This window comes from Bradyrhizobium sp. LM2.9 (assembly GCF_054056555.1).
Genome location: NZ_JBSRYJ010000002.1, coordinates 517,980 through 538,596, shown reverse-complemented (window position 1 = coordinate 538,596; position 20,617 = coordinate 517,980). Strand labels below are relative to the sequence as shown.

15 protein-coding genes and 2 pseudogenes are annotated in these 20,617 nt (G+C 64.3%); 8 read left to right on the top strand and 9 right to left on the bottom strand.

Features of this window, described 5'->3' with window-relative positions; all coding sequences use genetic code 11:
- Positions 1-134: 134 nt before the first annotated feature.
- Positions 135-3,611, top strand: a complete 3,477-nt coding sequence (locus ACVWW3_RS04100; RefSeq protein WP_456650844.1) for an indolepyruvate ferredoxin oxidoreductase family protein — start codon at positions 135-137, stop codon at positions 3,609-3,611.
- Positions 3,612-3,780: 169 nt separating this feature from the next.
- Here the strand turns inward: ACVWW3_RS04100 and ACVWW3_RS04095 are convergent, their stop codons facing one another.
- Genes ACVWW3_RS04095 through ACVWW3_RS04085 form a run of 3 tightly spaced genes read right to left on the bottom strand, consistent with a single transcriptional unit; the run spans position 3,781 to position 6,915 of the window.
- The gene (locus ACVWW3_RS04095) at positions 3,781-4,800 is read right to left on the bottom strand and encodes a S1C family serine protease (protein ID WP_456650845.1); all 1,020 of its coding nucleotides are present in this window, start codon (positions 4,798-4,800) and stop codon (positions 3,781-3,783) included.
- Between the two features lie 59 nt (positions 4,801-4,859).
- On the bottom strand, positions 4,860-5,309 hold the full coding sequence (locus ACVWW3_RS04090) for a hypothetical protein (RefSeq protein ID WP_456650846.1): 450 nt from the start codon (positions 5,307-5,309) through the stop codon (positions 4,860-4,862).
- Between the two features lie 7 nt (positions 5,310-5,316).
- A complete protein-coding gene (locus tag ACVWW3_RS04085; protein WP_456650847.1) occupies positions 5,317-6,915 on the bottom strand; it encodes a GMC family oxidoreductase in 1,599 nt (532 codons plus the stop codon).
- A 198-nt stretch (positions 6,916-7,113) separates the two neighbouring features.
- On the opposite strand from ACVWW3_RS04085, the gene ACVWW3_RS04080 reads away from it, so the two are divergent.
- Complete coding sequence (locus ACVWW3_RS04080) at positions 7,114-7,902, top strand: thermonuclease family protein (RefSeq protein WP_456671879.1); 789 nt, start codon at positions 7,114-7,116, stop codon at positions 7,900-7,902.
- 219 nt (positions 7,903-8,121) lie between these two features.
- Here ACVWW3_RS04080 and cyoD read toward each other — a convergent pair whose 3' ends face one another.
- The 4 genes and pseudogenes from cyoD to ACVWW3_RS04060 form a co-directional block, all read right to left on the bottom strand.
- Complete coding sequence (cyoD, locus tag ACVWW3_RS04075) at positions 8,122-8,511, bottom strand: cytochrome o ubiquinol oxidase subunit IV (protein WP_247348214.1); 390 nt, start codon at positions 8,509-8,511, stop codon at positions 8,122-8,124.
- Complete coding sequence (locus ACVWW3_RS04070) at positions 8,508-9,149, bottom strand: cytochrome (ubi)quinol oxidase subunit III (protein ID WP_456650848.1); 642 nt, start codon at positions 9,147-9,149, stop codon at positions 8,508-8,510. The genes cyoD and ACVWW3_RS04070 overlap by 4 nt, the downstream gene beginning before the upstream one ends.
- A pseudogene (cyoB, locus tag ACVWW3_RS04065) lies at positions 9,149-11,151 on the bottom strand (cytochrome o ubiquinol oxidase subunit I). The gene ACVWW3_RS04070 and the pseudogene cyoB overlap by 1 nt, the downstream one beginning before the upstream one ends.
- Positions 11,141-11,974, bottom strand: coding sequence for a cytochrome ubiquinol oxidase subunit II (locus tag ACVWW3_RS04060; protein ID WP_456650850.1), 834 nt, complete (start codon positions 11,972-11,974; stop codon positions 11,141-11,143). Before ACVWW3_RS04060 ends, cyoB begins: the two are co-directional and overlap by 11 nt.
- A gap of 234 nt (positions 11,975-12,208) precedes the next feature.
- Here ACVWW3_RS04060 and ACVWW3_RS04055 point away from each other — a divergent pair, with 234 nt between their 5' ends.
- The 3 genes from ACVWW3_RS04055 to ACVWW3_RS04045 are packed head-to-tail and all read left to right on the top strand — an operon-like array spanning position 12,209 to position 14,392.
- On the top strand, positions 12,209-13,021 hold the full coding sequence (locus ACVWW3_RS04055) for an SDR family NAD(P)-dependent oxidoreductase (RefSeq protein ID WP_456650851.1): 813 nt from the start codon (positions 12,209-12,211) through the stop codon (positions 13,019-13,021).
- A 14-nt stretch (positions 13,022-13,035) separates the two neighbouring features.
- Entirely contained in the window at positions 13,036-13,590 is a 555-nt protein-coding gene (locus ACVWW3_RS04050; RefSeq protein WP_456650852.1) for a carboxymuconolactone decarboxylase family protein, read from the top strand.
- A gap of 1 nt (position 13,591) precedes the next feature.
- A complete protein-coding gene (locus ACVWW3_RS04045; RefSeq protein WP_456650853.1) occupies positions 13,592-14,392 on the top strand; it encodes an SDR family NAD(P)-dependent oxidoreductase in 801 nt (266 codons plus the stop codon).
- 52 nt (positions 14,393-14,444) lie between these two features.
- Here ACVWW3_RS04045 and ACVWW3_RS04040 read toward each other — a convergent pair.
- Positions 14,445-15,786, bottom strand: a pseudogene (locus ACVWW3_RS04040) (PQQ-dependent sugar dehydrogenase).
- Between the two features lie 235 nt (positions 15,787-16,021).
- Between ACVWW3_RS04040 and ACVWW3_RS04035 the strand changes: the two are divergent.
- Both ACVWW3_RS04035 and ACVWW3_RS04030 read left to right on the top strand, forming a co-directional pair.
- Positions 16,022-17,212, top strand: coding sequence for a urate hydroxylase PuuD (locus ACVWW3_RS04035; RefSeq protein ID WP_456650854.1), 1,191 nt, complete (start codon positions 16,022-16,024; stop codon positions 17,210-17,212).
- 146 nt (positions 17,213-17,358) lie between these two features.
- Positions 17,359-18,216, top strand: a complete 858-nt coding sequence (locus tag ACVWW3_RS04030) for a VOC family protein (protein ID WP_456650855.1) — start codon at positions 17,359-17,361, stop codon at positions 18,214-18,216.
- Positions 18,217-18,395: 179 nt separating this feature from the next.
- On the opposite strand, the gene ACVWW3_RS04025 is transcribed toward ACVWW3_RS04030, so the two are convergent.
- On the bottom strand, positions 18,396-19,430 hold the full coding sequence (locus tag ACVWW3_RS04025) for a L,D-transpeptidase family protein (protein WP_456650856.1): 1,035 nt from the start codon (positions 19,428-19,430) through the stop codon (positions 18,396-18,398).
- Positions 19,431-19,628: 198 nt separating this feature from the next.
- On the opposite strand from ACVWW3_RS04025, the gene ACVWW3_RS04020 reads away from it, so the two are divergent.
- Positions 19,629-20,588 (top strand): lytic transglycosylase domain-containing protein, encoded by a 960-nt coding sequence (locus tag ACVWW3_RS04020; RefSeq protein WP_456650857.1) that lies wholly within the window; start codon positions 19,629-19,631, stop codon positions 20,586-20,588.
- Positions 20,589-20,617 lie beyond the last annotated feature (29 nt).

Sequence of the window (20,617 nt, the reverse complement as noted above, 5' to 3'; positions counted from 1 at the left end):
CGGATGCGGCCAGCGATATTGACTTCGCTGGCCTATGCCTTTGACTGTCACAATTCGCGTCGCGCAGCCGCAATCCCTCCCGCAGCGCAAACCCCAAGTCGAATAAAGTCGAACGAGAGACAAGGACTTCTGAAATGACGCTGATGCAGGTCGAGCTGGACGACAAATACCGGCTCGAATCGAAGCGGATCTTCCTGTCCGGCACGCAGGCGCTGGTCCGGTTGCCCATGTTGCAGCGCGAACGCGATCGGCTTCAGGGCCTCAACACCGGCGGCTTCATCTCGGGCTATCGCGGTTCCCCGCTCGGCATGTACGACCACGCGCTGTGGCGTGCCAAGTCGTACCTCCAGCAGCACGACATCGCCTTCGTCCCCGGCCTCAACGAGGACCTCGCGGCGACCGCCGTCTGGGGCAGCCAGCAGGTCGGCCTGTTTCCCGGCGCCAAGGTCGATGGCGTGTTCGGCATCTGGTACGGCAAGGGCCCCGGCGTCGACCGCTCGGTCGATGCGCTCAAGCACGCCAATGCGGCCGGAACCTCGCTCAATGGCGGCGTGCTTGCGCTTGCCGGCGACGACCACGGCTGCCAGTCCTCGACCCTGGCGCATCAGAGCGAGCAGGTGTTCGCAGCGGCGCTGATCCCCGTGATCAATCCGGCGACGCTGCAGGATTATCTCGATCTCGGCCTCTATGGTTTTGCGCTGTCGCGCTTCTCCGGCTGCTGGGTCGGCTTCAAGGCGATCAGCGAGACCGTGGAGAGTTCGGCCTCGATCTATAGCGATCCCGAACGCATCCAGATCAAGCTCCCCGACGATTTCGAGATGCCGCCCGGCGGCCTCAACATCCGCTGGCCCGATCCGCCGCTGGACGCGGAGAGGCGCCTGTTCGGCCCCAAGATGGCAGCGGTACAGGCTTTCGCCCGCGCCAACCAGCTCGACCGAATCGTGCTCGACTCCAAGCCAGCACGTCTCGGCATCGTCGCGACCGGCAAAGCCTATCTCGATCTGCGGCAGGCCCTCGCCGATTTGGGCATTACCGACAAGGACGCGCAGGACCTCGGCCTGCGCATCTACAAGGTCGCGATGACCTGGCCGCTGGAAGAAAGCGGCGCCAAGCGTTTTGCCGAAGGGCTTCAAGACGTCCTGGTGATCGAGGAGAAACGCGGCTTCATCGAAGACCAGCTGATGCGCATCCTCTACAATATCGATGCGTCCCGGCGCCCGACCGTCACGGGCAAGCGCGACGAGCGGGGCGCACCGCTACTGCCGAGCGAGGGCGAACTGACGCCGACGATGGTCGCGGCCGCGCTGGTGGCGCGGTTGCGCAAGCTCGGACATCACAGCCCGGTGCTGGAGCAGCGGCTCGCGCGGCTCGAGGCCTTCGACAACCCCGTCACCACCAGCACGCAGATCAAGCTCGCGCGCACGCCGTTCTTCTGCTCGGGCTGCCCGCACAACACCTCGACGCGCGTGCCCGAAGGAAGCCGCGCCATGGCCGGCATCGGCTGTCACGGCATGGCTCTGAGCATGCCGACGCGCCGCACCGATCTGATCTCGCACATGGGCGCCGAAGGCGTGAACTGGATTGGACAAGCGCCCTTCACCACCGAGCAGCACATCTTCCAGAACCTCGGCGACGGCACCTATACCCATTCCGGGCTTCTCGCCCTTCGCGCGGCATCGGCCGCCGGCATCAGCATCACCTACAAGATCCTCTACAATGACGCCGTCGCGATGACCGGCGGCCAGCCGGCCGAGGGCGGCTTCAACGTCGCGCAGATCGCGCACCAGGTCTGGGCCGAAGGCGTCAAGCGGCTCGCGATCGTCTCGGACGATCCCACCAAATACCCCGAAGGCAATTACTTCCCGCAGGGCGCGACCATTCATCACCGCCGCGAGCTCGATGCCGTTCAGCGCGAGCTGCGCGACATCAAGGGCCTCACGGTCATCATCTATGACCAGACCTGCGCGGCGGAAAAGCGCCGCCGCCGCAAGCGTGGACTCTATCCCGATCCCGCCAAGCGCGCCTTCATCAACGAGCTGGTCTGCGAAGGCTGCGGCGACTGCTCGCAGGCGTCGAACTGCGTCTCGGTGCAGCCGCTCGAGACCGAATTCGGCCGCAAGCGCCAGATCGATCAGTCGAACTGCAACAAGGACTTTTCCTGCGTCGAAGGTTTTTGCCCGAGTTTTGTCACCGTGCATGGCGGCAGCCTGAAGCGCATGAAGACCTCGGCAGTAGACTCAGGCCAGTTGTTCGCTGACCTTCCGCTGCCGCCTGCGCGCGAGCTGGAGGCGCCCTACAACATCCTCGTCACCGGCATCGGCGGCACCGGCGTCATCACCATCGGCGCGCTGCTCGGCATGGCCGCCCATGTCGACGGCCGCGGCTGCTCGGCGCTGGATTTCACCGGCCTGTCGCAGAAGAACGGCGCGGTGATGAGCCATGTACGCATCGCCGCGAAGCCGGAAGACATCTCCGCGGTCCGGATCACCACGGGCGGCGCGGACGTCATCCTCGGCTGCGACATGATCGTCTCGGCCGGTCCCTCCGCGCTCAGCCGTGCCGAGCGCGGCGTGACCAAGGCCTATGTCAACGCCGACCTGCAGCCCACCGCGAGCTTCGTGCAAAACCCCGATCTCGATTTCGAGATGGGCACGATGCAGACCGTGCTGCGCGACGCCGTCGGCGACAAGAACCTCGACATCATCGATGCCACCGGCATTGCCTCGGCGCTGATGGGCGATTCGATTGCGACAAATCCCTTCATGCTCGGCTTCGCCTTCCAGAAGGGCGCCATCCCGCTGTCGCTGGAAGCGCTGCTCCGCGCCATCGAGATCAACGGCGCCGCCATCGAGATGAACAAGCTTGCCTTCACCTGGGGACGCCTCGCCGCCCACGACATGTCGCGGGTGCGCAGCGTGCTCCAGTTCAGGAGCCGGGCGTCCGCGCCGGCGAAGTCGCTCGACGACATCATCGCGACCCGCGCGGAGTTTCTGAGTGGCTACCAGGACAAGGCCTACGCCGACCGCTACCTCGCGGCCGTCGCCAAGGTGCGCAAGGCGGAAGCAGCTGCCTCGCCCGCGTCCGTGGAGCTGACCGAGGCTGTCGCCAAGAATCTATTCAAGCTCATGTCCTACAAGGACGAGTACGAGGTCGCACGCCTCTATACCGACGGCAGCTTCTCCAAGAAGGTCTCGGAGAAATTCGACGGCGACTTCAAGCTGAAGTTCTATCTGGCCCCGCCGATCTTCGCACAGCGCGACAAGACCACCGGACATCTCCAGAAGAAGGAATTCGGCGGCTGGATGATCCACGCCTTCCGCGTTCTGGCCAAGCTGAAATTCCTGCGCGGCGGCGCGTTCGATCCGTTCGGCCGCACTGAGGAGCGCCGGACCGAGCGGAAGCTGGTCGCGGATTATCTCGGCATGATCGATCAGCGGATCGCCGGGCTGAAGGCGGAGCAGATCCCGCTGCTGGCAAAGCTTGCGCGACTGCCGGAGACGATCCGCGGCTTCGGCCACGTCAAGGAGGCCAACATCAAGCTTGCCGCGGCCGAGAAGGCGCGGCTGGAAGCGGAGCTGGAGAACAGCCGCTTTGCGGTGGCTGCAGAGTAGCGGTTAGGCCCGAACTCTCTCCTGGTCATTGCGAGGAGCCCTTGCGACGAAGCAATCCAGAGTCTTTCCCCGGAGACAGTCTGGATTGCTTCGCGGAGCCCGTCATCGGGCCGCGCTTCGCGCAGACCCGTTGGCTCGCAATGATGGACAACCTCCTGAAAGACCACAGCTAGCGGGCCGGCTTGCGCTCGACCGGGTCGATGTCGATCGCCCGCAGGCGGCCGAGCCGCAGCACGTCCATGGCCAGCCGCCGGCCGATCCGGTCGCGGTCGAGCACGCGGATCAGGTCGTCGACCCCGTTGATCCCGACGCCATCGAGGCTTATCACGACATCGCCGGACAACAGGCCTGCCTTCGCCGCCGGCCCGTCCGGCTCGATCTGCGCCAGCAGCGCGCCCATCTTGTTCTCGACGCCGGCCAGCACCGCGTGCCGCCGCGGGATCGGCGCGGTCTGCCCCGCGACGCCGATATAGGCTCGGCGGACATAGCCGTGGCGGATGATCTCCGACAGCACGAATTGCGCGGTGTTGCTGGCGACCGCGAAGCAGATGCCTTGCGCGCCATTTATGATGGCGGTGTTGATGCCGATCACCTCGGCATTCGACGACACCAGCGGCCCGCCGGAATTGCCGGGATTGAGCGCGGCATCGGTCTGGATCACGTCCTCGATGGTGCGGCCGCTGACCGAGCGGATCGAGCGCCCCAGCGCGGAGACCACGCCGGCGGTGACGGTCGACTCGAAACCGAGCGGATTGCCGATCGCGATCACGAGTTGGCCGCGCTTCAGGTTCTGGGAGTTGCCGAGCGCGGCATAGGGCAAGTCACGCACGCCGTTGGCGCGCAGCAGCGCGAGGTCGGTATCGGGATCGACACCGAGCACGCGGGCCTCGCCGACATTACCCTCGACGTCCCGCAGCCGGATCTCCTTCGACGAGCCGACCACATGGCTATTGGTGAGCACGAGCCCGTCCGGCGAGATCACGATGCCGGAGCCGAGCCCGCCGCGCTCGCGGCCGTTCGGCACTTTCGGCCCGGTTTCGACGCGCACCACCGCAGGGCCGACGCGATCGGTCACGTCGATCACCGCATTGGAATAGGCGTCCAGCAGGACCCGGTCATTGTCCGGGGCAGCCGCTGTCGTTCGCGATGACGGTGCGTCATCGACGATGTCTGAGGTAAAATCCAACATGGCAAGAGTCCTTGAGGGTCACACAGATGGTGGCCTGTTCCCTCCAGCGCAAGTGGCGCTTAGGGCTCCCGCCGCAGCGCGCCCGCCCTTGCCTTGACCGGGTCGAGCAGGGACCAGTCGCCATCCGGGAGCACGTAGCCCTTGGGGAACGGCGCGCGCAGCTCCAGCCCGAGCGAGCGCAGCACGCGATCGTCGCGGTAGTAGCATTGCAGCACCACGCGGACGAGGGTTGCGGCAGCCCCGCCGCCGGAACTGCGAAACTCCTGCGCCACCACATCGCGCTTTGCCGCATCGAGCTCGGCGAACGGTTGGCCCGCAAGCCGCGCCAGATGGTCGAGCGCCGCCGCCACCAATTTGGCGTCACGCCCCAGCGTCGCCAGCATGTCGGCCTGGATCGCGGGATCATCGGCGCCGGGCACCTTGTACGCGTCGCTGGCGGGAACGATCATCGCGGCGATGGTGCGAAGGTCGTCGCGTTGGGCGCGTGTCAGTTGATTTTCTGCGGACATATCAGTCTCAATCGAACAAATTGGCGAGGCGCTGCTTCATCTGGTCGGCGACGTAGAGCGCGATGGCCTGGATGGTGGAGGTCGGGTTGACGCCGCCCGAGGTGACGAAGACGCTGCCATCGACGATGAAGAGGTTCTTCACGTCGTGCGAGCGGCCCCATTCGTTGACGACGGAGCGTTCGGGATCGGTGCCCATGCGTGCCGTGCCGAGCAGGTGCCAGCCGCCCCACGGGATCGGCGAGTTGACGCAGATGTCGCTCGCCCCCGCCGTTTCGAGAATCTCCCGGCCGCGCGCCAGCGCATGCTCCATCATTTTCCGGCTGTTCTCGCTGATCGTGTAGTCGATCTTCGGCGCGGGAATGCCGTGGCTGTCCTTCAAGACCGGATCGAGCGTGACCTGGTTATGCTCCTCCGGCAGGTCCTCGCAAATCGCGGAAAACCCGAGGCGGTGGCCGTTGAGCTTGCGGAAGATGCGGTGATGATCGGCGCCCCACGGCAAGATGCCCTTCTGCTCGCTGACGACAGCCTCGAACACCGGCCCCGCGCCGCGCACGAACTGGACGCCATAGCCGCGCACGAAACCGCGCGCCAGGTCCGTGTCATACCACTCCTTGCTCCACAGGCAGGTCGGCGGCGCGCGGTTGCTGTCGGTCGGCTCCTTCACGTAGCCGTAGATCTGCGCATAGGGATGGAACATCAGGTTCTTGCCGACCAAGCCGGACGAATTGGCAAGACCGTTCGGAAAGCGGCTCGATGCCGAGTTCAGCAGCAGCCGCGGCGTGCCGACGCCGTTACAGGCGATGATGACGACATGCGCCGGCTGGAACTGCTCGACGCCATCCTTGTCGTAGTAGACCACGCCCGTGGCCATGCCGTTCTCGTCGGTGGTGATCTCGCGCACCCGGCAATGGGTGCGCAGCTCGACACCGGCGCGGACCGCGTGCGGCCAATAGGTGATGTCGGTCGAGGATTTTGCGCCTTGCGCGCAGGCCGGCGTGCAATGGCCGAGATTGATGCAGCGCGCGCGGCCCTCATAGTCCATGGTCGCGACCGTCGTGTCCGACGGCCACCAGTGCCAGCCGCGCTCGTTCATGGCCTTGCCGATGATGGCGCCGGACAAGCCGAGCGGCTGTTGCGGCATCGGCGGATGCGTCAGCGGCGAGAGCGGATCGCCCGACAGGCCTGACGCCCCCATCATCCGGTCATTCTCTTCGAAGAACGGGGTCAACGCGTCGTAGTCGATCGGCCAGTCGTCGGCGACGCCGTCGAGCGTCTTGACCTTGAAATCGGAGGGATGCAGCCGCGGCCAATGCGCGGTGTACATCACCGTCGAACCGCCGACCGCATTGTAATTGACGACCTTGATCGGCGAATTGTCGTCGTTGATCGGATAGTCCTCGGGCCGGCCGCGGATGTTGGGGCTCGACGACCACTCGCCGTAGAACTTGGCCTCCCAGTCCCGGCCCGTGCTGGGATATTCCGCCGGGTTCATCCAGCCACCCTGCTCCAGGCAGAGAATGTGCATTTTGGTCTCGGCCAGCGACCACGCCACCGCCGCGCCTGAAGCGCCGGCACCGATGATCAGGACGTCCACGGGGTCTTTCATCGCAACCTTTTCCCTCCCTCGCCGCTTCACGGGCGATTCGGCCTCCGCGGTCCGCGAGGCCGGGCAACGATAGGATCAGAGCTACGGCTGAGTAAAGCCGCGGCGCCGGAATGTCGCACTTCGCAGGGCGCAGACCATTGGTATCGCCACATCCGGATGCTAGGAACAAGGCGAAAGACCAATCGATAGCGAGACCGTATGTCCTTCGAGAATTCATTTTCCGCCGCGCGCGCTTTCGCGCTGGTTTTCTTTCTCGCTCTGTCCGGATTTCTGGGCACCTCCGGCCCCGCCTCTGCGCTGACCGCCGCCGCGACGGTCCGCGACGGCAACGCCATCCAGCTCGGCGACGTCACCTACCGCCTCGACGGCGTCGACGCGCCCGAGCTGGATCAGGTCTGCATCGACGATCACGCCGATCCCTGGACCTGCGGCATCGAGGCCCGCGACCAGCTCGCGAAGCTGGTCGGCAAGCGATCCGTGCGTTGCGACGATGTCGGCCCCGAAAAGAGCTTCGGCAAGCGGCACCGCGCGATCTGCACGGCCGAGGGCGACAAGACCAGCTTGAACGAGCAGTTGGTCAAGCTCGGCTATGCCGTCGCGCGCGAGCCGATCAAGGCGAACGTCAAGTCGGCCGCAGCCGACGCGAAATCGGCCTCGGCCGGGATCTGGAAGGGCTGCTTTGTTGCACCGCAAGAATTCCGCGTCGGCAAGAAGGACGGCGCGCTCCTGGGTGCCGCCTGCCGCGCCGACCGCGACAAGGAGATTCGCACGGCGTTGTTTCCCGAGGATCTGAACATGCCGCCGAGCTGTAGCATCAAGGGCAAGCTCGCCGTGCGCGCGCGCGTCACCGGCAATATCGGCATCTACCATCTACGGGGTTGCCCGAGTTACCCCGCGACCACCAAGCCGGATCGCTGGTTCTGCTCGGAGGACGACGCCCAGGCCGCGGGCTTCCGCAAGGCCTATAATTGCCGCCGGCCGAAATGAGGAAGCCCTTCACGCAGCCGTGAGCGGTAGCCGGAGACAGTATTCATCCGGAATTGAACTCTATCGGGAGTTGCTGCATTTAAATGTGTACGCAAGCGCTTTGCGCGAGCGTTTCCTTGGCGGCAATCCGGTTCCGGCCCGATTGCTTTGCTCGGGCGTTTCCTCCCTAGACTTGGGCCGCTTGTCACAACAAGCGGCTCTTCTTTTTTGCACAATGCGCTAACGGCGCATCGGCATGATCTGATCCATCGGCGGCATGTTCGCATTCAGATGCGCCATGATCCAGACGGTGCCACCGACCACCAGGAAGACCACCAGCAATCCGAAGGCCAGCGCCAGTACGTTGTTGGTGTTGTCGGGGCCAGTGGTGATGTGCAGGAAGAACACGAGGTGCACGCCCATCTGCGCGATCGCCAGCACGATCAGCGCAACGGGAATGGAAGGCTGCCAGACCAGATCGGTGCCGGCGATGAAGAACGACGTCGCCGTCAGCAGCAGCGCAAGCACAAGGCCGACCACGTAACCAAGGATGCGTGCGCCGACACTGTGTTGCTCTTCCTCGCCCGGCGCGAGGTCGCGTTCGGTCCGCACATGCGCCTGATCGCTCATACGCCACTCCCAAGCAAGTAGACCACGGAGAACACCCCGACCCAGACGATGTCGAGCGCATGCCAGAACAGCGCAAAGCACATCATCCGGCGCAGGACGTCTGCGCGAAAGCCCTTGGCGAAGACCTGGGCCATCATGGTCAGCAGCCACAGTACGCCGGCCGAGACGTGCAGACCGTGGCATCCCACCAGCGAGAAGAATGCTGTGAGGAAGGCGCTTCGCGACGGCCCATAACCGCGGGAGACGAGATCGGCGAATTCGCGGAACTCAATGGCGAGGAACACCACTCCGAGCCCGCAAGTCACGGCCATGCCGAGGTAGAACCAGAACCGGTTGCGCACATCGGCCGCGATACTGGCCATGCCGCACGTAAAACTCGACAGCAGCAGGCAGACAGTCTCGATCGCCACATTCCGCTGGTCGAATATCTCCGAACCTTTCGGGCCGCCGGCGGTCTGGCCGACCAGCACCGCATAGGCCGCAAAGAAGCAGGAGAACATCACGATGTCGGACAGCAGGAAGACCCAGAAGCCATAGGCGGTCACGATGCGCTTTGACGCCGGGCCGGGATGCTCGATGACGAGCCCGATGTGATGGGGATCGGCGTGCGCACGGCCGGCGGTCGCGGTCATTGACATCAGACTGTCCCCGCCATGCTGACGAGGCTGCGCCGCTCCTCGAGATTGACGCGGTCTATAGCAGCGACTTCGTCGGCCGGAATGACGTATTCGTCATGGTCGCGCCAGGCAAACACGACGAAGGTCGCGAACGCGCCGATGCCGCCCAAAATCACCATCCACCAGATGTGCCAGATCAGCGCAAAGCCCATGATGGTGGCGAAGAACGCGCAGACGAAGCCGGTCGGAGAATTCCGGGGCATCTCGATGTCATGATATTCCGGCACCTCATGCTCGAGCGATTGCTGCTGGGCGCGGCTCTTGATGTCCCAGTAGGCATCCTCGCCGCGCACATCGGGATTGAAGGCGAAGTTGAAAACCGGCGGCGGCGACGAGGTCGCCCATTCCAGCGAACGCCCGTCCCAGGGATCGCCGGTGCGATCGCGCAAAGCCTCGCGGTTGCGGATGCTGACCACGATCTGCACGATCTGGCAGATCACCCCGATTGTCAGCACGGCCATGCCGGCGGCCGCCACGAACATCCACGGCCGCCATGCCGCGACATCATAGTGCTGCATCCGCCGCGTCATGCCGAGCATGCCGGCGATATAGAGCGGGACGAAGGTGACGTAGAAGCCGAGGAACGTGAACCAGAACGCCAGCTTGCCCCAGCGCTCGTCAAGGCGGAAGCCGAACGCCTTTGGAAACCAGTATTCGAAGCCGGCGAAGGCACCGAACAGCACGCCGCCGATGATGACGTTGTGGAAGTGCGCAACCAGAAACATGCTGTTGTGGAGCATGAAATCGGCCGGCGGCACCGCGACCAGCACGCCGGTCAGTCCGCCGATGATGAAGGTGACCATGAAGCCTATCGACCACAGCATCGGCGTCTCAAAGCGGATGCGGCCGCCATACATCGTGAACAGCCAATTGTAGATCTTCACCCCGGTCGGTATCGCGATGATCATGCTGGCGATGCCGAAGATGGCGTTGACGTCGGGACCCGCGCCCATCGTGAAGAAGTGATGCAGCCAGACCATGAAGGAAATGATGCAGATCGCCATGGTCGCCAGCACCATCGAGCGATAGCCGAATAGCGCCTTGCCGGAGAAGGTCGAGACCACCTCGGAGAAGATGCCGAACGCCGGGAGCACCAGGATGTAGACCTCCGGATGACCCCAGGCCCAGATCAGGTTCATGAACATCATGACGTTGCCGCCGGCTTCGTTGGTGAAGAAGTGGAAGCCGAGATAGCGGTCGAGCAGCAGCATCGCCAGCGTCGCGGTGAGGATCGGGAAGGCCGCGACGATGAGGAGATTCGAGGCCAGCGTGGTCCAGCAGAACATCGGCATGCGCAGATAGTTCATGCCCTTGGTGCGCAGCTTCAGCACCGTCGTGACGAGGTTGATGCCCGCCACCAGCGTACCGACGCCGGAGATCTGCAGCGACCAGGCGTAGTAATCGACGCCGACGCCCGGCGAGTAGGACAATTCCGATAGCGGCGGAAACGCGAGCCAGCCGGTGCGGGCGAATTCGCCGATCACGAGCGAGAGATTGACCAGCAGCGCACCGGTCGCGGTGAGCCAGAAGCCGACCGAATTGAGCGTCGGGAAAGCGACGTCGCGCACGCCAAGCTGCAGCGGCACGATCAGGTTCATCAGCCCGATCACGAACGGCATCGCCACGAAGAAGATCATGATGGTGCCGTGCGCCGAAAATATCTGGTTGTAATGCTCCGGCGGCAGATAGCCCTGCGACTGAAAGGCGACCGCCTGCTGGATCCGCATCATGATGGCGTCGCTGCCGCCGCGCAGCAGCATCACCGAGGCCAGCAGGATGTACATGACGCCGATGCGCTTGTGGTCGACGCTGGTGATCCATTCGTGCCAGAGATATGGCAGATGGCCCTTTACCACGACCCAGATCAGCACCGCGAGAATCCCGAACAGCACCACTGCGCCCGCGATCAGCGGAATGGGTTGGTCGAGAACGGAATCGCCGACCAGTCGAGCTTACCGAGCATCATGGCCTCCACTGTGCGGACGGCCGGCCTCGGAGATCAGCTCCGGCCCCGGCCCTGGCGGAATGTGCTGGTTCGCGATCAGGTCGAACAGCCTGGGATCGTCGAGCCGGTAAGTCGGCTTGCCCTTCTCGATGCCCTGCTGCATCAACTTCTTGTAGCTCTCTTCGTTGAGCACGGCATCGCTCTTCGCCGTCGCCGCCACCCAGTCCGGAAAGGCGAGCGGCGAGATCACGTTGACGTCGAACATCATGTCCGGAAAACCATCGCCTGAGAAATGCGCCGACAGGCCCTGCAGCTTGCCTTCGTTGTCGGCGCGCAGGTTCAGCTTCGTCACCATGCCGTTCATGGTGTAGATCATGCTGCCGAGCTGCGGGATGAAGAACGTGTTCATCACGCTCGACGACGTCAGCTGAAAGTTCAGCTCGGCGCCGGCCGGCACCGTCAGCGTGTTGACGGTGGCGATGCGCTGGTCGGGATAAATGAACAGCCATTTCCAGTCGAGCGAGACGGCCTGAATGCGGACCGGGCTGCCAGTGCCGGGCACGGGTGCTGCGGGATCGAGCTGGTGCGAGCCGATCCAGGCGACGCCGCCGAGCAGGATCACGGTGAGCGCGGGGATCGCCCACACCACCATCTCGACGCGCCCGGAATAGACGAAGTCCGGCTGAAAGTGCGCCTTTGGATTGGAGGCGCGAAACCAGAACGCAAAGCCGAGGATCGCGATGATGGTCGGCACCACGATCGCGAGCATGATGAAGACGGAATCGACCAGGATCGTGCTGTTGGCCGCAGCCACAGGCCCTTGTGGATCGAGCAGATTCATCGGCAAGCCACTGGCGGTTGGGAAGCCCCGGGACAGAGCCTAGCGCGGGAAAGGCTCCGGCAGCAAACGCAGTCGCGGGAAAACGGTTCCTCAGCCGCAAGGACCAGCCCTGCGCAATGCGCCGGCCGCGACATGCAATTCCATGCGATGTCAATGACATGAATGCAGGAGGAGCGCCCTTCTCTCCGGCGGGGACGATTGCTAATCTGCACGAAAATAATTGGGAAGAACGACATGCGGGGCCCCGAGGACGATGCCGGTTTCGGCGGCAAGGTAGCGATGGTCAGCGGAGGCGGCGCTGCGGGCGACGGTATCGGCAATGGCCGTGCTGCCGCAATCCTGCTGGCACGCGCGGGCGCCAAGGTGCTGGTGGCGGACCGCAACCTCAAGCTCGCCGAGCGCACCGTGGAGATGATCTCAGCCGAGGGCGGCACTGCCGCAGCCCATGGCGGCGATGTCACCAGCGAGGGCGATTGCAAGGCACTGGTCGAAGCGGCGCTCGATCGCTGGGGCCGGCTCGATTTTCTCGACAACAATGTCGGCATCGGCAGCCGGGGCAGCGTGGTCGACGAGACGCCCGAGCAATATCGCCGCGTCATGCAGGTCAATGTCGAGAGCATGTTCCTGCTCTCGAAGCATGCGATCCCCGCCATGATCAAGACCGCCAAAGGCGGCGCGATCGTCAACATCTCCTCGATCTCGGCGCTGCGGCCGCGCGGGCTGACGACCTACACGACATCAAAGGCCGCGATCATCGGGCTGACCCGCGCGATGGCGGTCGATCACGGCCGCGACAACATCCGCGTCAACTGCATTTGCCCGGGACCGATGTACACGCCGATGGTCTATGCCCGCGGCATGAGCGAGCAGGCGCGCGCGCAGCGCGCCATGGCCTCACTGCTGAAGACCGAAGGCACCGGCTGGGACGTCGGCCATGCCGTCAAGTTCCTGCTCAGCAATTTCGCGCGCTACATCACCGGCCAGGTGCTGGTGGTCGACGGCGGCGTGACGCTCCAAGCCCCCGAACGTGAATCACAAGAGCACTGAAAGGAACACCAGGGATGGCCCGCCTGCCCTATCTCGAAGCTGACCAGGTCGCGCCTGAATATCGCGACATGCTCAAGCGCAACACCAATCTGCACAAGCTGTTGGTCAACTCGCCGGAGATGGCGCGCGCCTTCAACGGCATCGGCGGCTACATCCGCTTCAAGAGCAAGCTCGACCCGCGCCTGCGGGAGCTTGCGATCCTCCAGGTCGGCTGGATGGAGAAGTCGGAATACGAATTCACCCATCACGTGAAGATCGGCAAGGAATTCGGCGTCACCGAAGAGGACATCGCCGGCCTGATGGCCGAGACCAACGGAAAGCCCTCGAAGCTCGAGCCGCTCGCCAAGGCGATCCTGAAAGGCGCCCGCGAGATGGTACGCGAGCTCGCGATGTCGGATGCGACCTTTGCCGAGATCAAGCAGCATCTCTCGGACGAACACATGGTCGACCTCGTGCTGACCATCGCTTTCTATTGCGGCGTCGTGCGCGTGCTCGCCACCATGAAGATCGACAACGAGCCTTATTACAAAGAGGTACTCCAGCAGTACCCGATCCCCGGAGTGAACTGACATGCGCTTGAAGGACAAGATTGCGATCGTGGTCGGGGCCGGGCAAAGCCCCGGCGAGGGAATGGGCAACGGCCGCGCCACCGCGCTCATCTTCGCACGTGAGGGTGCGAAAGTGCTTTGCGTCGATCATCATCTGGAATCGGCGCAGGAAACCGCTGCCCTGATCGCCGCGCAGCAAGGCACCGCCGCAGCCTTCAAGGCCGACGTGACCAAGTCCGCCGACATCAAGGCGATGGTGGCGGACGCGCATTCGCGCTGGGGCCGCATCGACGTGCTGCACAACAATGTCGGCGTCAGCCTGTCCGGCGGCGATGCCGAGTTGCTGCAAATCACCGAGGAGGCATTCGACCGCGTTGTCGCCATCAATCTGAAGAGCTGCATTCTGGCGGCGAAAGAGGTGATCCCGATCATGCGCGCGCAGAACAGCGGCGCGATCATCAACATCTCCTCGATGGCGGCGATCACGACCTATCCGTACGTCGCCTACAAGGCGACGAAGTCGGCAATGATCGCCTTCACCGAACAGCTCGCCTACCAGAACGCCGAATACGGCATCCGCGCCAACGTCATCCTGCCCGGCCTGATGAACACGCCGATGGCCGTCGACACCCGCGCCCGCGAATGGCACAAGACCCGCGCCGAAGTCGAAGCCGAGCGCGACAGCAAGGTGCCGCTCCGCCGGAAGATGGGCACGGGATGGGACGTCGCCAATGCCGCGCTGTTCTTGGCATCAGACGAGGCGAACTTCATTACGGGCGTGACGCTGCCGGTGGATGGCGGCGCGAGTGTGCGCAGGGGGTAGACATCCCAAGCACGCTGCTGTCCCTTCTTCCCTTGTGGGGGAGGGTACACCTTCATCGCGGCGTGCTTGTCACCCGCCAGATCGTGCCATTGCCGTCCTCCGACACCAGCAGCGATCCATCCTTCGCCACGGCGACACCGACCGGCCGCCCCCACACGTCGGTGTCATTCACCACGAACCCCGTGACGAAATCCTCGTACTCGCCCGTCGGCTTGCCGTCCTTCATCCGGATGCGGATCACCTTGTAGCCGGTGCGCTTCGACCGGTTCCAGGAGCCGTGCTCGGCGGCGAAGGCATCGCCTTGGTACTCGGATGGAAACTGCGTGCCCTGATAGAAGGTCATGCCGAGCGAGGCCGAGTGCGGCTGCACCAGCACATCAGGCACGGTAACCTTGTCCTTGAGGTCCGGCCGCGCGCCGGCATGGCGCGGGTCTTGATTGCCGCCGACATAGAACCACGGCCAGCCATAGAAGGCGCCTTCCTTCACGCTGGTGACGTAGTCAGGAACGAGATCGTCGCCGAGCCCGTCGCGCTCGTTGGTCGAGCACCAGGGCAGCCCGGTCTGCGGCTGGACCGCCAGGCCGACGCAGTTGCGGATGCCGGTGGCGTAGATCTTCCGCTCCTTACCATCGGGATTGAAGGCGAGCACGGTGGCGCGGTCGGTCTCGCTCGCCCACGCGGCGCCGAGCGGCTGCGTTTTCGACCACGCTTCCAATCCGCGCGGCCGGCGTACCCATGCCTTCGGCGACGTTGCTGAGAGAGCCGACCGAGACCAGCATGCGCTTGTTGTCAGGCGTGAAGACGATGTCGCGGGTGGAATGGCCGCCGTCATGCGGCAGGCTCGCCACGATCGTCTCCGCCTTGCCGCGCGCCTTGAGGTCACCGGCTTGATAGGGAATGCGAACGACGCTGTCAGTGTTGGCGACATAGACCCATTGCGGATTGTCGCCGCCCGGGAAAAAGGCGATGCCGAACGGCTGCCGCAGTCCGCTCGCGAACACCTCGTTGGTCGCGACCTTGCCGCCCTCACCGGCGCGCAACACGCGGATGTTGCCGGCGCGCGTCTCCGCGACGAAGACGTCGCCGTTCGGCGCAACCCTGATGATGCGCGGGGCGCGCAGGCCCCCGGCGAACAGCTCGATCTTGAATCCGGCCGGCACCTGAAGCGCAGCCTCCGGCGGCCGGGGCACCACGCGCGAGAAGCTCGCAACCGACGGCGTGGCCCGGGGCTTTGCAAGGTCCTGCGGCCGGATCAACCTGACCGTGCCGGGCTTGTCGGCCTGCCAATCGCCGTAGGCGTCCCTGCCCTGCAGCACCGGCTCGGCCTGTGCGGAGGTCGCGATCGCGACCAGCCACCCCGCGGATATCGCCACCAACGAAATCCTGTTCTTCACGTCGTTTCCTCCCGGCCTTCACGTGTGGGGCGTCAACGCCGATCGACCCGCAAACGTTCTGCGACAGGTCAAACGCCTGCCGAATTCCACGTCAGCTCATGCCCGCACGATGTGCATCAGCAGCAATCCATCGTACTGGAAAATGCCGCTGATCGGTGCGACACATTGTAAGGGCGGGGCCGCCGGTTGCGGTCATCAAAGCTGCGGCATTGGTGCCGCAATTGATGGGGTGATCATGTGGGGATCCATCATATCGGAATGGGCGAACCTGCTGCTCCGCGGGCTGCACGTGGTGGCGGCGATCGCGTGGATCGGCAGTTCCTTCTATTTCATCGCCCTCGACCTCAGCCTCAAGCCCAACAGCGATCTGCCGGACGGCGTGCAGGGCGAGGCCTGGCAGGTCCATGGCGGCGGCTTCTACCGGATCATGAAATATCTGGTTGCACCCGCCCAGATGCCGGACGAGCTGACCTGGTTCAAATGGGAGGCCTACACCACCTGGCTGTCCGGCTTCGCGCTGATGGTGGTGGTGTATTATCTCGAAGCCGATCTGTTCCTGGTCGACAAGTCGATCCTCGACCTCACGCCATTCCAGGCCGGGCTGTTCAGCTTTTGCAGCCTCGCGCTGGCATGGCTGCTGTATGAAGCCGCCTGCCGCACCGGGCTTGCGCAGCGCGAGCTCCCGTTCGCCATCGGCGGCTATCTGTTCCTGGTCGCGTTGACCTATGCCTTCACCCACGTGCTGAGCGGCCGCGGCGCCTTCAACCAGATCGGCGCGATCATCGGCACCATCATGGTCGCCAACGTCTTCGCGTTGATCATCCCGAACCAGGAGAAGATCGTGGCCGCCCTGATCGCGGGGCAAGCACCCGATCCGAAACTCGGCAAGACCAGCAAGGAGCGCTCGGTCCACAACAATTATCTGACGCTGCCTGTCGTCGTGCTGATGATCAGCAACCACTATCCCCTGCTCTACGCCACGCGCTTCAACTGGATCATCGTCGCGATCATCCTGGCGCTCGGCCCGGTGATCCGCCACTTCTTCAACGAGGGTCATGCCGGTCGCAAATCGCCATGGTGGGTGTGGGGCGTCGCAGCGGTCGGCGTGATCGCGATCCTCTTCCTCTCCGCGGCCGGGCCGCGCGAGGCCAGGACAAGCGCGCTGCAGGTGCAACCGACGCTCGCCAATGTCGAGGAGATCGTGATGTCCCGCTGCAGCATGTGCCACGCGACCAAGCCTGTCTGGGACGGCATCGCGACCGCGCCGAAAGGCATATTGCTCGATGCGCCCGAGCATATCCATCGCAACATCCGCCTGATCGGTCGCGTCGCGGCCTGGTCCAATGCGATGCCGCCGGGTAACATCACCGAAATGACCAGCGAGGAGCGCGCCATCCTCGCCGCCTATATCGAGCAGGCTCGCTGACGCCATCGCGCGTCAAGAGAGCATTTCGCGGAATGAAATTTCCGCCTTTGCCGCCGATTTGAAAATGACTTGACCGCCTATCCGGCGTAGACAGGACCAGTGGCCGCCGCCGCGGTCTGAAGTCAGTTTGCATTCGGGGAAGAACAGTGGCCCTCAAGAACGTCATCGGTATCGACCACGCCGTGGTCATGGTTCAGGACCTCGACAAGGCCGCCGAGAATTACAAGCAGCTCGGCTTCACCCTCTCGCCGCGCGGCACCCACAGTGCGCATATGGGAACCGGCAACTACACCATCATGTTCGACCCGGACTATATGGAGCTGCTCGGCGTGCTCGCCGCGACCGAGCACAACGCGCCCGCGCGCGCCTTCCTCGACAAGCGGGGTGAGGGCATCGAGCGCATCGCCTTCACCGCGGTCGATTCCGCCGCCGGCGCGGAGGAGATCCGCGCACGCGGCCTGGAGCCGATCGGCCCGACCGATTTCGAACGGCCCGTGACGCTGCCTGATGGCACGGTCTCGGCGGCGAAATTCCGCACCTTCATGTGGCCGACCGCGGAGGCGCCCGGCGGCGTGCGCATCTTCGCCTGCCAGCACAAGACCCACGACACGGTGTGGATCCCCGAGTTGATGAAGCACGCCAATGCAGCGAAGCGGATCAAGCAGACGCTGATCGCGACGCCCGAGCCCGCGAAGGAAGCCGCGCATTTGGGACGGCTGATCGACCGCGCGCCGAAGACCGGGGACGACGGTGCAGTGACCGTGCCCTCCGGCGGCGACCGTGCCGATTTCGTCTATCTGACGCTGGACCAACTCGGCAAGCGCTATCCCGGTGTGCCGCTCGCGGGACTTTCCGGACGCGGCGGCGCGGCCCTGGTGCTTGTGAGCGGCGATCTCGCGGCCACCGAGAAGGCGCTCGGTTCGGCAGCTGTGCGCAGCGGACCTGCGATCTGCGTACCGCCGGCCAAGGCCAACGGCACCCTGCTCGCCTTCGTTGCCGGCTGATTTGAACGGCACGCTCGCCGACTGCGTTCGCGAGCTCATGGGCAAGCCCATCAAGGGGCATCTCGCTCTACGACATCATGACGAGACCGCAAACAGCGTTCGACCCGACGGTGCTGTCGCCCGGCGATGCCGCCGAGATCGCGCTGCGTCAGGACTTTCCCAAGAACTAGTTTCAAGGATCAGTTCGAGGCGCGCCTGCCGCCGGACTTCCCCCGCTGCTTGGACGCCGACTCCGTCGGCGCATCCAGGAAGACCACCGGTGTGCCACGCTTGACGTGGTCACCGAGCGCGCGCACGTCCCAATTGGTCAGCCTGACGCAGCCGTGCGACGCCGACTTGCTGACCTTGTCGGGCTCCGCCGTGCCGTGGATGCCGTAACCCTGCGCCGACAAGCCGATCCAATATACCCCCACCGGATTGTTCGGGCCCGGTTGGACATCGAACGGCTGTTTCGATTTGACGCTGCTGAACTTGTAGTCAGGATTGTAGTGATAGGTCGGCTTCTCGTCGGTGCTGGTGACCTTGAGCGTACCCTGCGGCGTCGGACGGTCCGGACTGCCGATTGTCGCGGGATAGAATGCGAGCAGGCGGCCGGCCCCGTCGAACGCCCTCAGCGTGCCGTTCCTCTTGTCGATCTCGATCCGCGCAACGGGTGGAAGCTCTCTTCGTGCAGGGACATTTGCGACAGTGATCGTCTCGCCGGCCTTGTCGAACGACTTGCCGGAATTGAGCGTCCGAAGCAGGTCGCCGCTCATGTGGAATTTTTCGGCGAGCCCCTCGAGCGGGCTGGTGTAGCTCAGCGCCTTCAGCGCCTTCATGTCCTCGAGCTTGCCTGGCAGCTCTTTCAGGAACGGCCCCTTCACATCGGCGTCGGTGATCTTGTAGTCGACAATCATCGGACCTTCGCTCGCCGCGCTCAGCCTGTCCCAAAGCTCCGGCGCGATCGTCTTGTCGGATGCGATACCGCTCTGCTCGGAAAATGCCTTCAACGCCTTCTGCGCGTTCTCGCCGAACTTGCCGTCGATTTCGCCGGGCGAGAACTGCGCACGGTCCAGCATGATTTGAAGCTTCACAACGGACGCGTTGATCTTGTCGGTAGCCGGCTGTTTCGCAGGACGCACAGCATCGTTCACCGCCGCTGCATCGAGATGCCCTGCAAGCGCCGGACAGATCACCGACAGCGAAATCGCCGCGCCAATAATCCACCGCATCATGTCGCTCGTCCCAATATGTCCCGCAAAACGGCGGAGAGTTTCCCGGCGGGAACACCGTAGTAGCACCGGCGGAACCGAAGAGACCGCAGCTTTGCCGCAATCACACGGTTAAGAACTCCTTATCGTCTAAGAACTCCTTATCGCCTTATCGTCGGCGCGCCGCCGGCCGTTCACCCACAGTTCGAGGTTGTCCACGCAATGCGATTTGTCGTCGCGGCTTGCGCCGCGTTTATGATTCTGATGTGTGACCTCGATCCGTCGGCGTCCCGCCAGACATCGGCTTTCGAACACGCTGTTCTTGAAAACACGCAAGCCTCGCCACTCGTTCCGGTGGTCGAACTGTTCCTCGCAAGCGTGCAAGCTCTCGAGTTCGCCAATGCACGCGCGGCCCATGAGGAGACACCCGAGCCGCTTGCGAACGAGCCTGTCACGCAGGCGCCGGTTTCGCGGACAGAACGATTCTGCCACGCGCTTCGTGGAGCAGCCGAGGCCAGCGGCATTCCGGTGCCGTTCTTCGCCCGCCTGATCTGGCAGGAGAGCCGCTTCAGGTCCGACGAGGTCAGCCAGGCCGGCGCACAGGGCGTCGCGCAGTTCATGCCGGAGACGGCCGCGGAGGTCGGGTTAGATGATCCCTTCGATCCGATGAAGGCGCTGCCGGCATCCGCAAAATTCCTGCGCAAGCTGCGCGACGATTTCGGCAATCTCGGCCTGGCCGCGGCCGCCTACAACGCGGGTCCCGGCCGGATCCAGAAATGGCTCGCCAAGGAGAGCGAGCTGCCGCGCGAGACGCGCGACTATGTCCGCATCATCACGGGCACCAAGGCCGAGGACTGGACCGAACGCACGGAGGCCCTCGCGATCCGGATCGACCTGCCACGCGAAGCTCCCTGCGAGGGCATCGGCAGCCTGTCCAAGACGAAAGACGTCGCCTGGGTTCCGGTCAACCTGACGCCCTCGGCCGCCACCATCATTCGCAAGGCCGAGGAACTGGCCGCCCGGTTGAATACCAGCCGTGCACGCAAGCGGATCGCAACCCTGCTCCGGAAGAACGCCTCGACTCACGCCAAGAGGCGCAGCATGATTGAAGCGCGCGCGGCCGGAAAGAGCGCGAAAACCCGAGCCATCCGTCTCGCCGCCCGCGAACGATCTGCCGGCTGATGCACAAGTCCGCAAGCCGCTCGATGGAG